Annotated in this window: 11 protein-coding genes; 6 read left to right on the forward strand and 5 right to left on the reverse strand. The window is 64.4% G+C overall.

Features of this window, described 5'->3' with window-relative positions; translation table 11 throughout:
* Positions 1-88: 88 nt before the first annotated feature.
* On the reverse strand, positions 89-2,029 hold the full coding sequence (locus tag CSAL_RS06230; RefSeq protein ID WP_011506526.1) for an exoribonuclease II: 1,941 nt from the start codon (positions 2,027-2,029) through the stop codon (positions 89-91).
* Positions 2,030-2,134: 105 nt separating this feature from the next.
* Positions 2,135-2,764: an SDR family oxidoreductase gene (locus CSAL_RS06235; RefSeq protein ID WP_011506527.1), complete on the reverse strand. Its 630-nt coding sequence runs from the start codon at positions 2,762-2,764 to the stop codon at positions 2,135-2,137.
* A 254-nt stretch (positions 2,765-3,018) separates the two neighbouring features.
* On the opposite strand from CSAL_RS06235, the gene CSAL_RS06240 reads away from it, so the two are divergent.
* Together CSAL_RS06240 and CSAL_RS06245 are read left to right on the forward strand one after the other, a co-directional pair.
* The gene (locus CSAL_RS06240; RefSeq protein WP_011506528.1) at positions 3,019-3,594 is read left to right on the forward strand and encodes a chalcone isomerase family protein; all 576 of its coding nucleotides are present in this window, start codon (positions 3,019-3,021) and stop codon (positions 3,592-3,594) included.
* A gap of 124 nt (positions 3,595-3,718) precedes the next feature.
* The gene (locus CSAL_RS06245; RefSeq protein ID WP_011506529.1) at positions 3,719-4,519 is read left to right on the forward strand and encodes a Cof-type HAD-IIB family hydrolase; all 801 of its coding nucleotides are present in this window, start codon (positions 3,719-3,721) and stop codon (positions 4,517-4,519) included.
* Between the two features lie 16 nt (positions 4,520-4,535).
* Here CSAL_RS06245 and CSAL_RS06250 read toward each other — a convergent pair whose 3' ends face one another.
* The 3 genes from CSAL_RS06250 to CSAL_RS06260 all read right to left on the reverse strand — a co-directional run bounded on the left by CSAL_RS06250 (position 4,536) and on the right by CSAL_RS06260 (position 7,513).
* Positions 4,536-4,976, reverse strand: coding sequence for a universal stress protein (locus tag CSAL_RS06250; RefSeq protein ID WP_011506530.1), 441 nt, complete (start codon positions 4,974-4,976; stop codon positions 4,536-4,538).
* Positions 4,977-5,087: 111 nt separating this feature from the next.
* Positions 5,088-6,125, reverse strand: coding sequence for a YcjF family protein (locus CSAL_RS06255; RefSeq protein WP_011506531.1), 1,038 nt, complete (start codon positions 6,123-6,125; stop codon positions 5,088-5,090).
* Positions 6,122-7,513, reverse strand: coding sequence for a YcjX family GTP-binding protein (locus tag CSAL_RS06260; RefSeq protein ID WP_011506532.1), 1,392 nt, complete (start codon positions 7,511-7,513; stop codon positions 6,122-6,124). The genes CSAL_RS06255 and CSAL_RS06260 overlap by 4 nt, the downstream gene beginning before the upstream one ends.
* Positions 7,514-7,733: 220 nt before the next feature.
* On the opposite strand from CSAL_RS06260, the gene CSAL_RS06265 reads away from it, so the two are divergent.
* From CSAL_RS06265 to sufD, 4 genes are all read left to right on the forward strand, one after another.
* The gene (locus CSAL_RS06265) at positions 7,734-8,201 is read left to right on the forward strand and encodes an SUF system Fe-S cluster assembly regulator (RefSeq protein WP_011506533.1); all 468 of its coding nucleotides are present in this window, start codon (positions 7,734-7,736) and stop codon (positions 8,199-8,201) included.
* A 70-nt stretch (positions 8,202-8,271) separates the two neighbouring features.
* The gene (gene sufB / locus CSAL_RS06270) at positions 8,272-9,714 is read left to right on the forward strand and encodes a Fe-S cluster assembly protein SufB (RefSeq protein WP_011506534.1); all 1,443 of its coding nucleotides are present in this window, start codon (positions 8,272-8,274) and stop codon (positions 9,712-9,714) included.
* Between the two features lie 77 nt (positions 9,715-9,791).
* Positions 9,792-10,544 (forward strand): Fe-S cluster assembly ATPase SufC, encoded by a 753-nt coding sequence (gene sufC, locus CSAL_RS06275; RefSeq protein WP_011506535.1) that lies wholly within the window; start codon positions 9,792-9,794, stop codon positions 10,542-10,544.
* Positions 10,541-11,878: a Fe-S cluster assembly protein SufD gene (sufD, locus tag CSAL_RS06280; protein ID WP_011506536.1), complete on the forward strand. Its 1,338-nt coding sequence runs from the start codon at positions 10,541-10,543 to the stop codon at positions 11,876-11,878. Before sufC ends, sufD begins: the two co-directional genes overlap by 4 nt.
* Positions 11,879-11,882: the final 4 nt, after the last annotated feature.

Here is an 11,882-nt window from a genome sequence, read left to right on the forward strand (position 1 = left end):
GTATGAATGTCACCGCGTTGTCATGAGCTTACGCTGGCACACGCCATGCCCCGCGTCCACTACTCGTGACGCAGGGCATGGCGAAGCGTCAGGCGGCGGGGCGTGCCACCAGCGAGCGTGTCGACTCGACCGCTTCGGCCAGGGCCACCTTGATGGTGTCGCCGAGCTTGTAGCGTGGCTCGCCCTCGATCTGGATGCGACCTTCCTTGTCGTCGATGGCAACCTTGTCGCGATCGCTGTGCATGAACGGCGCCGGCACGAAGGCCGTGGCACCGTTGGCCGTCAGGCGCACTCGCATGCCGCCGCGGTTGATGGCGATGATATCCGCCTCGAAGACCTCGCCGGCTTCGGCGGCGGGGCCGAGGTAGCGCACGTAGAGCCAATCCTTGACGTCGCGCTCCGCCATGCGATTGAGTCGCCGCCGCTCGGTGAGCTGCTCGGTCAGTGCCTGGCTCGCCTCGGCGGGGGCCGCTTCTCCCTTGAGTACACGCTTGATCAGGCGGTGGTTGACCATGTCGCCGTACTTGCGGATCGGTGAGGTCCAGGTGGCGTACGCCGACAGTCCCAGGCCGAAATGCGGGCCCGGCTGCGCGGACATGTTGGTATACCCCTGGAAACGGCGCAGGCGCGCGTCGAGCCAGGCGTCCTCGCGGGCCTCGAGCGCGCGACGCAGTTCGCGATACCGCGAGAGCTCCAGCAGTTGCTCGCGCTCCACGCTAATGTCCTGATTGGCCAGGAACTCGATGGCCTGATCGGCTTTCTCGGGCTCGAAGGCCTGGTGCACATTGAAGATGCCGTGTCCCACGTGAGCCGCGAGCAAGTCGGCGCAGCACGCATTGGCGGCAATCATCGATTCCTCGATCATGCGCTGCGCGACGCGCCGCTCCTCGATGCGAACCGCCAGCACGTTGCCGGCATCGTCGACATCGAAGACGTAGTCGGGGCGATCCTTGAAGACCAGCGTGTGCTGTTCACGCCAAGCGTTGCGGGCCTTGGTCATCTCGGCCAGCGCCTGGAGCTGGGTGGCGATGGTGTCGTCGGCGGGCGCCCAGTCGCCTTGGCCTTCCAGCCAATCGGAGACCTGGTCGTACACCAGGCGTGCCTGCGAGCGAACCTGCGCGGCGAAAAAGCGGTATTCGCCGAGGCTGCCATCGCGATGGACGTCCAGAGTGCAGACGAGGGTCGGCCGCTCTTCACCTTCCTTCAGGGAGCAGAGGTCATCGGCGAGCAGCTCCGGCAACATGGTGACGTTCTGGCCCGGCAGATACACCGTGAAGGCACGGGTCTGCGCCTCGCGATCGACCGCGTCGCCTTCGCGCACGTAAGCCGTGGGGTCGGCGATCGCCACGCTGAGACGCCAGCCGTCCTCGAGTGTCTCGATGTACAGGGCGTCGTCCATGTCGCGCGTCTTTTCACCATCGATGGTGAAAAAGGGCGTCGCGGTGAGGTCTTCGCGTTCGAGCCCTTCATCGTGCAGCGGCCATTGTTCGCCGAATTGCGGTGAGGCTTGCTCCAGCGCATGACGCGCCAGGGTCACGCGCCAGGGGACCGCGGGGTTGTCGGCCTTGACCACCAGCTCGTCGACTTGCGCGAAGAACCCGCGATCGTCGGGCTTGAGAGGATGGCGCACCAGACGAGCCACCACCCAGTCGCCGTCGCCCAGGGTACTTTCATCGAGCGAGTTCTTGAGGCGTGCGCGCAGCTGGTTGTTGATGGACGGATGGTCCGGCACCACGCTGAGACGTCCGTCGCGCTTGACCAGGCGCGCCACGAACCGGTCGAGCCCCGCTTCGATGAGCGTGTCGGGCTCGACGGAGGTCTTGTCCCCCTCCTGCTTGAGCAGGGCATCGACGCGATCGCCATGCAAGACCTGCTTCATGGCGGGGGGCGGAACGAAGTAGGAACTGCCGTCGTCGGCTTCGAGAAAGCCAAAGCCCCGGTCGGTTGCCTTGATGACGCCCTGCACGCGGGGCGTCGTTTCACGAATCTGTTGCTTGAGCTGGGCAAGCGCGGAGTTGTTCTGCAGCATCGAGACACGTTCGGTTGGGGGGAGTAGATCGACACTATACGGGTTCGCGTATTCCCCGCCAACCGGCGCTTGGCGGGGAACTCGACCGAGGGGGCGGGCGTTGGATCAGCGCAATGCCTCGGCGATGTCGGTATCACCGTCGAGTAGCGAGAACTCGCGTTGGCGCAGGTCGTGACGGCGCACCACTTCGAGCAGTGCATGGGCGACATTGGCGCGCGAGATACGGTTGTCGTCGGCGCCGGCCACGTCGGTCGTGACCCGCCGTGTCGCGGCCTCGTCGGTGAGCCGGCCGGGCTTGAGAATCACATGGGGCACACGTGATGCGCGCAGGTGCGCGTCGGCGGCATGCTTGGCGGCCATGTAGGGGCGCAGCTTGGCCGGGGCCTCGAGGACCCGGTCGGCCCGCATGGCGCTGACCATGATGAAACGCCCGATGCCCAGCGTCGCGGCCAGGTCGATCGCGCTCAACGCACCATGCAGATCGATCATGAGTGTCTTGTCGGGGCCGGTATGCGGGCCGGAGCCCGCCGCGAACACCACCTGATCGCAGCCGTAGAACGCCTTTCGAAAGTTGCCTTCCAGATCGGCGAGCACCGTCTCGATGCCACGCGCCTGAAACCATGCCTGCTGGGCCGTGTCACGGATCATGGCGCGAATCGGCACACCGGCCTGGTGGGCGAGTTCGCAGAACTGGCGGCCGATCTGACCGTTGGCGCCGATGACGAGCGTTTTCATGGGATTCTCCTGGGGGGGCTTTGGCGAATGCTTACTGACGGCTTTGAGAAGACGTCATGCGTCATGGGTAAGGTATGAGGTCCCCGGAGGCGATCCTCAAGGTGTCCCCTGATGATGCCTGCCTGATTCGAGTTCCTCTGGTGCTATGCGTCGAGTCGACATGCGGTATGCTACGAATGCCCATGGTGGCCCCTCGGAATAAAGGTGAGGGAGTCGCTCGGCTTGTCGCCATGCTAATCGAGATGGGAGGCACCATGACGATACGTGCTGCGTTAACCGGTTTCGCCCGAGGGCTGTCACTGGCGCTCATCACCACGTGCAGCGTGGGCACTGCGCTTGCCGAGCCGTTTTCGCAGCAAAGCGTCGTGGGGGGTGACGCACTCGTCCTGCAGGGAACGGGAACGGCCAGTTACCTGCTGTGGGATGTCTATGACGCCGCCCTGTATGCACCGGCCGGTGCCAGCCGTGCGGCCATCGTCAATGCCGAAGTGCCGCTGAGTCTGGTGCTCGAGTACCAGCGTGACGTGTCCCGCGAGGATATTCGCAAGGCGACCTGGTCCGTCTTGCGCAAGCAGCATGCGACGACGATGCGTGAGCCGCTGCGCGCCGGGATAGAGGCGCTACAGGATGCCATGGTCGATGTCACCGAAGGCGATCGCTATCGGCTCGAATGGGACCCGCAGACGCCGCGATTGTCTCTAGACCTGAATGGCAATATTCGCTTCGTATCGGACGATATTCGACTCGCGCGCACCTATCTCGGTATCTGGTTGGCCGAGCCGCCTCTCTCGACGTCACTGCGTGAGGCATTGCTGTCGCGTACGGATTGAGGCGATGTTGAGATGGTTCCGGCGAATGCCTGCCGTGCACGCGGCCAGTATTCGACGGAACGATTCCCGGTGCCGATCCCACATGCGGTACTCTAGTCGCGTCGAGGACCAATCAGGAAGCCGCATGCAACCTCATTTGATCGTCACGGATCTGGACAACACGCTGCTCAATGCCGAGCACGATCTCGATGAATTGACCATCGAGACCTTTCAGGCACTCGCCGCACGTGGACATCACCTGGCGTTGGCGTCTGGACGTCATTTTCACGATATCACGGCGTTCCGCCGACGGCTGGGCGTGCCCGCGTACATCATGAGCACCAACGGGGCGCACCTCTACGGGCCCGACGACAGCCTTATCGCCGAGCAGTGGGTGCCGGCCGAGCTGGTTCGGGCGTTGGTCGAGCTGCCGCGCGGTGCCGACATCCGGCTCAACCTGTATACCGGGGAGGAGTGGCTGATCGATGCGTCGGCGCCCGAGCTGAAGGCCTTGCACGCCCACACCGGATTCCACTATCGGGTGGCCGATCTCGAGGCGCATGACGGCCGCGGCGTGGGCAAGGTGCTGTGCATCGGTGACCCCGAGGCCCTGGCAGCGCTGGAGCAGAGCATCACCGAGACGCTGGGCACGCGGCTGCACATGACCTATTCGATGGCCCATTCGCTGGAGATCATGGCCGAGGGTGTCAACAAGGGGGCCACGCTGGAACGGTTGCTGGCCCATCTCGGTCTCCCCGCCGCGCGGTGTCTGGCGTTCGGCGACAACCTCAACGATGCCGAGATGCTGGCGCTGGCCGGCCACGGGTTCGTCATGGAGAATGCGCATCCCGACCTGCCGCGTCGGGTACCTGACGCCATCCGCATCGGTCACCATCATCCGAATGGCGTGGCCTGGCAGTTGCGCGATTTCTTTTCGCTGGCATGAGGTCTCGCCCGCGGTATCAATGCACGCTGATGACGCGGCAGGGCGCGGTATGCGAAACCTTGTGCGATACGCTGCCGACGACCAGACCGGCGATGTCGCTCAAGCCACGGCTGCCCATGACGATGGCATCGACGTTCAGCGCCTTGGCCTGCTCGATGATCACCCTTGCCGGGTCGCCCTGATGCAATGAACCTTCGACGTCGGTGATGCCACGCTCGCCGGCGGCCTGCTTGGCGGCGTCGAGCAATTGCCGGCCGGCGCGGTCGAGCTCGTCGGAACTGGCCTGCATCGGAACGGCTCCGACGCCCCACACCAGAAGCGTGTCGTGGGCCAGCGATTCGGGGATGTGAAGGATGTGCAGACGTGCCTGATCGGCATGGGCCAGCTTGCAGGCGACATCCAGTGCCACGCTGGCCGCCTGCGAACCGTCGACGGGAACCATGAGGGTCTTGAACATGACGACCTCCGAAACTGACATGAGGGCAATGCTCGCGACGTCTGCCTGAACGCACGCGAGCCTGTCTTCTTCCAGCCTAGTCCCTCGGGGCACTTCGTAGCGTGATCTGGATCAATTTCGTGTGGATGACGCGGCGTCGTCCTGCGTCTCGAGCCGACGCAAGCGTTGCCACAGCTCCCGGCGCAGGTCGGCCAGGCGCGGTGCCTCGCCCTCGGTGAAGGGAATCGGGCGCGTCATGCGCAGGGTCCGCAGCCCGAGGCGGGCGGTGAGCAGTCCCGCGCCGAGCCCTTGGCCGGCGCGGGTGGAAAGCTTGCCGGCCACGTTCATCGACAACAGGTCCATGCTCGCATCCGAGGCGATTTCACTGGCGCCGGCGAACGCCATGTTATAGAGCACCGCGCGGAACAGGCGCAGCCGGCTGGCATACCCCAGTTCCAGGCCATAGAGCGCGGCGAGACGGTCGATCAAGCCGATGTTGCGCCAGGCCATGAGTGCCATGTCGAGAAAGGTGACCGGGCTGACGGCGACCATGACCGCCGTTTCACTGGCCATGCGGGCGACCAGGCGCCGGGCCTGACGGTCCCGGGGCGCCAGCAGATGGTGGGCCAGCAGGGTGCGTGTTTCCTGGGCGTCGTGATGCGGCTGTTGCGCGACCTGGAAGGCGCGCCAGTGAGGATCGTCGTCATCGAGTCGCATCTGGCGCCGCAAGCGCTCGGCCAGGGCATGAGCCTCGTGCGGCGAGGTGTCTTCCGTGGCGGCGAGCTGGTCGCGGAGTCGGGTATGGCGCTTGAGACGGCGCAGCCGCCAGAGTTCCCGCAACAATGCTGCACCGACCAGGCCCAGCCCCAGCAAACCCAGCACGCTCCAGGCGCCTGCGAGCCAGTCGCCGCCGAGGGTGGCGGTATACAAGTGACGTGCGACTTCCATGCCACCCAACGCCACGCTGCCGCCGAGCAATGTCACCAGTCCCCAGCGCCGCTTGCGCGGCTTGCCCAGACTGGCCTCGAGGGGCACGTCCGGTGCGCTGTCCTGAGCGGCGAGCGGGTGGGAGACACTGTCCAGCCGAAAACGCTCGCCGGGGTCGGGGGCAAAGGAAGACGGGGGCTCGTCGTCGACGCGAAAACGTTGGCCGGGCCGTGGCTCGCTCATGTCAGCTTGTCTCCAATCAACCAGTCGAGGGCGGCATCCATGCGGACATGCGGCAGGGCCGCCGTGTCGCGCTGCGGCGGGCGAAACGCGGTGAACGCGAAGCCCTGTCGGGCCCAGAAGTCGTGCGCGGGCAGCCGCGGCGGCACGTCGCCGGGGAACAGCAGCACGTCCTCGCCTTCCAGTGTGGTGCCACGCAGGGCGGCGCGCCGGCGTCCTTCGTGTTCGACATCGCGCGGTTCGGTAGCGCTCACCGATGCCAGTGAGAGGGCCTTCACCGGCACGTCCGCGTAGCGCAGATCCTTGAGCGGCTCGGCGAGCAAGGCCTCGAGCAGGGCAACGACATTGGGGTGCTGCTCGGGCGTCACGTGATCGGCCTTGGTCGCAGCGATGGCGAGCCGGTCGATGCGCGGCGAGAAGAGGCGATTGAGCAGGCTGCGCTTGCCGTAATCGAAGCTGCGCATCAGCGTGCCGAGCGCACGGGAGAGATCCTCGAAGCGTTCCGGTCCCGCGTTCAGTGCCCCGAGGACATCGACCAGCACGATCTGACGGTCGAAGCGGCGGAAATGGTCGCGATAGAAGGGTTTGACCACATGGCGGCGGTAATGATCGAAACGCCGCGCCAACGTCTTGTAGACGCTGCTGCCGGGCAAGGCCTCGAGCTCGGCGCGCTGGGCCTCGCCGATGTCGAGCAGCGGAAAGAACTGTAGTACCGGCGCGTCCTCCAGGTCCCCCGGCAGCAGGAAACGCCCGGGTTGCAGGTCGGCGAACCCTGCCTCGCGCGAGGCACGCAACGCGGTGGCGTAATGTGCGGCCACCTCGGCGAGATGGTTTTCATCGGCCGTGTCGTCGGGAGAGAGGGCACCGGCGGCCTGCAGCCAGGCCGCGGAGAGGCGCTGACGCTCTGCGCCGAGCGTGGCTTGCTGGGCCTCGCACCAACTGAGGAAATCGTGTTCGAGCAGCGGCAAGTCGAGCAGCCATTCGCCGGGGTAGTCGATCAAGTCGAGGGTCAGGGTCGCCGTGTCGCCCAGCAGGCCACGAGCGCGCCGGGTGCGATGCTTGATGGTCAGGCGCAGTTCGCTGATTCCGCGTGTCGGGGCGGGCCATTGCGGTGGCGTGCCGTCGAGCGCGGCCATGGCGGCATCGTAGGGAAAGCGCGGCACGCCGAGATCCGGCTGGGCGACGCGCTGGGCGCCGAGCAAGCGGCCTTCGCGGGCGGCGCGCAGCAGATCGAGCCGTGCCTCCAGCCCCGCATGTCGCAGTTGATGCACCAGCGAGGTGAGAAACGCAGTCTTCCCGGCGCGGGACAGGCCAGTGACGGCAAGCCGCAGCTGGCGGTCGCGGCCGCGTTCGATGAGGTTGTGCAGTTCTTGGGTCAGATGACGTCGCATGCGGGTGTCCGACGGAAGTTCTGTGTCGAATGTGCGGGCGAATGGGCGCCAAGGCAAGCACGATAGTCTATGCGAATAGGAATAATTGTCATTATTGATGCGATCGGTCGTCATCGTGACGCTATCATCGCGTGGAAAGGCCGGAAGTCGTCGGTTCCCTTCACATCGAATTCATATAGGACTAAAATGGTACCCAATCGATGAATGGTGGAGTGAAGGCATGTTGAAGCTTTCCAAGCTGACCGACTATGCCGCCGTGGTGATGGCGCAGATCGCGCGTCATCCGGAGCAGGCACACGCCGCCACCGAGCTGGCCGATGCCGTGCAATTGCCCCATCCGACCGTCAGCAAGACGCTGAAAATGCTGGTGAAGGCAGGGCTTCTGGAATCGCGTCGCGGCTCGCTCGGCGGTTATCGGTTGGCGCGGCCGGCGGCGGCCATCACCGCTTCCGATATCATCGGCGCCATTGAAGGGCCGGTGGCGATGACGGAATGCAGTCATGCCGATGGCGACTGCGATCTGCTGGCCACCTGCGGCGTCGCCGACAACTGGCAACGTGTCTCGCTGGCGATTCGTACGCTGCTCGACAGCGTGACCCTGGCGCACCTGGCCCAGGAAACGCCGTTGAAGCTGCCCGTGCAGCTGCCCATACAGAGCGTGACCCTGGCGAGTCGCGCCGAAGTTTGATCACACGAACGAAAGTGGCGCGGTGGCCCGGCCACGCGCTGAGAGCATACCGCCCGGGAGGGGAAACACCATGGCAAGTCAGGAAATGGAACAGCTTGTCCGTCGCGAATATACCCAAGGGTTCGTGACCGACATCGAAAGCGATACCGTACCGCCGGGGCTGGACGAGGATACCATCGCCTTCATTTCCAACAAGAAGGGCGAACCCGAGTGGATGCTGGAGTGGCGCCTGGATGCCTACCACCAGTGGCTCAAGATGAAGGAGCCCTCCTGGGCGCATCTCGATTATCCGCCCATCGACTATCAGGCGATTTCCTACTACAGCGCGCCGAAAAAGCCCGAGGATCGGCCGCAGAGTCTCGATGAAGTCGATCCCAAGCTGCTGGAAACCTACGAGAAACTGGGGATTCCGCTGCATGAGCGTGCCGCGCTGGCGGGGGTCGCCGTGGATGCGGTATTCGACTCGGTCTCGGTGACCACGACGTTCAAGGAAAAGCTCGCCGAGGCGGGCGTGATCTTCTGCTCGATCTCGGAGGCGATCCGCGACTACCCGGAGCTGGTCCGCCAGTACCTGGGAAGCGTGGTGCCCAAGGGGGATAACTACTTCGCGGCGCTGAATTCGGCCGTATTCACCGACGGCTCCTTCGTCTACGTTCCCGAAGGCGTCGAGTGCCCGATGGAGCTTTCCACCTATTTCCGCATCAACGCGGCGAATACCGGTCAGTTCGAGCGCACCCTGATCGTCTGCGACAAGCAGGCCCAGGTCTCGTATCTGGAGGGGTGCACCGCACCTCAGCGTGACGAGAACCAGCTCCACGCGGCGGTGGTCGAACTGGTGGCGTTGGAAGACGCCTACATCAAGTATTCCACGGTGCAGAACTGGTATCCCGGCGACGAGGACGGCAAGGGCGGCATCTACAACTTCGTCACCAAGCGCGGCGATTGCCGGGGCGACCGTTCCAAGATCAGCTGGACGCAGGTCGAGACCGGTTCGGCGATCACCTGGAAGTATCCGTCCTGCGTGTTGCGCGGCAAGGACAGTGTCGGCGAGTTCTATTCCGTGGCGGTGACCAATGGCCGTCAGCAGGCCGACACCGGCACCAAGATGATTCACGTCGGCGAGGGGACGCGCTCGACCATCGTGTCCAAGGGCATCGCCGCCGGGAACAGCGACCAAGCCTATCGCGGCCTGGTCAAGGTGGGGCCGCGCGCCAAGGGCGCGCGCAACTTCACCCAGTGCGACTCGCTGTTGATCGGCGATCGCTGTGGCGCCCACACCTTTCCGTATCAGGAAATCGGCAACAGCTCGGCGACCGTGGAACACGAGGCGACCACCTCGAAGATCGGTGAGGACCAGCTGTTCTACTGCCAGGCGCGGGGCATCTCCGAAGAGGATGCCGTCAACATGATCGTCAATGGCTTCTGCAAGGACGTCTTCCAGGAGCTGCCGATGGAATTCGCGGTGGAAGCCGAAGCGCTGTTGAACGTCACCCTCGAAGGCGCCGTCGGGTAAGCATTCCGGCGCATCGTCAAGGTTTCAACCCATGTATCGGAGTCGCCCGGCGACTCGAACGCAAGCAAGGTATCAAGATGCTCGAAGTCAAAGATCTGCACGTCACGGTGGAAGGTTCGGAAATCCTCAAGGGGTTGAGTTTGACCATCAATCCCGGTGAGGTGCATGCCCTCATGGGGCCCAACGGGGCGGGCAAGTCGACGCTGTCGGCGGTGATCGCGGGCAAGGACGGCTACGAAGTCACCAGTGGTCAGATCCTGTTCGAAGGCCAGGACCTGCTGGAAATGGAAATCGAGGAGCGTGCCCTGGCCGGTATTCTGCTGGGTTTCCAGTATCCGGTGGAAATCCCCGGGGTGAAAAACATCTACCTGCTCAAGGCCGCGCTCAATGCGCAGCGTGAAGCGCGCGGCGAGAAAGAGCTGCCGGCCCCGGAATTCATGAAACTGGTGCGCGAGAAGCTGAGCTTCATGAAGATGGATGGCAGCTTCCTGCAGCGTGCGGTCAACGAAGGGTTTTCGGGCGGCGAGAAAAAGCGCAACGAGATCCTGCAGATGCTGGTACTGCAACCCAAGCTGGCGATGCTCGACGAGATCGACTCGGGGCTCGACATCGATGCCATGAAGATCGTCGCCGAAGGGGTCAACTCGCTGCGCAGCCAGGATCGCGCCATTCTCATGGTGACCCACTACCAGCGGCTGCTCGAACATATCGTGCCGGATCATGTGCACGTCCTGGTGGACGGGCGCATCGTCAAGTCCGGCGACAAGAACCTCGCCCACGAGCTCGAAACGCGGGGTTATGAATGGGTGCTGGAGGAGTCTGTCGCATGAGTGCAGCACACGCCTTTCTACAACGGCTCGGCGAGCGATTCAGCGACGAGCCGACCTGGGTGACGGCACGTCGTCAGGCCGGTGCAGCGCGCTTCGAGGCTCTGGGATTTCCCACCAAGCGTGATGAAGCCTGGAAATACACCGACGTGCGTCGTATTGCCGAAGGCGAGTTCGCGCTGACCTATGATGCCGAACTGAGCGCGTCGCGCTTCGAAGCGCTGTCCATGCCGCTGGATGCCTATCGTCTGGTATTCGTCGATGGCGTCTTCTCGACCGCGCTTTCCGATGTCGAGGCACTGCCCGAGGGGATCAGCATCGAGCCGTTGACCACGGCGATGCGTACCAACCACGAGGCCATCGGGGGGGCCATCGGCCGCCTGGCCGGTGTCGATTTCTCGCCGTTCACCGCACTCAACGTGGCGCTTTCCGAAGAAGGCGCGGTCGTGCGCATCGGCCAGGGCGTGGTCGTCGACAAGCCGATCTACGTGGTCTTCGCTTCACGGGCCAACGAGGCGCCACGCATGAGCCATCCGCGCGTGCTGGTCATGGCTGGTGCGCGCAGTCAGTCGACGGTGATCGAGCATTACGCCGGCGAAACGGGTGCGGCCAACTTCACCAACGTGGTCAGTGAGGTCATGCTCGAGCGTGGCGCGATCGTCGATCATTACAAGCTGCAGGAGGCCTCGAGCGAGGACCTGCACGTGGCGAGCATCCATGTGGAGCAGGCGCGCGATTCGCGCTTCACCTCCTTCAACCTCAACCTGGGGGGCGCGCTGGTGCGCACCGACCTGGTGACGGATCTCAACGCGCAGGGTGCCGAGGCCAACTACAATGGCCTGTTCTTCGTGCAAGGGCGCCAGCACGTCGACAATCACACCCTGGTCAATCACAACGCGCCGCAAACGTTCTCCAACGAGAATTACAAGGGCATTCTCAACGACCGTGCCCGCGGAGTGTTCAACGGCAAGGTGATCGTCAAGCGCGACAGCCAGCAGATCGAGGCGTATCAGAACAACGCCAACCTGCTGTTGTCCGATCGTGCCGAGATCGATACCAAGCCGGAGCTGGAAATCTACGCCGATGACGTCAAGTGCTCGCACGGCACGACGACGGGCCAGCTCGACGAGGAGGCCGTCTTCGCGTTGCGCACGCGCGGCATCGACGAGCAGATGGCGCGTGGCCTGCTGACGCTGGCCTTCGCCGGCGAGGTCATGGACCAGGTGCGCCTGCCCGCCATCGCCGAGCGCGTCGAGCGCGCCGTGGCCGGGAAGCTGCCCGAGCGTTTCAATCTTGCGGACCTGGTTGAGGTGTCCGACGCCCTGCAGGAGGCCTGACATC

Origin of the sequence: Chromohalobacter israelensis DSM 3043, assembly GCF_000055785.1 — a bacterium.
Classification (GTDB): Bacteria; Pseudomonadota; Gammaproteobacteria; order Pseudomonadales; family Halomonadaceae; genus Chromohalobacter; species Chromohalobacter israelensis.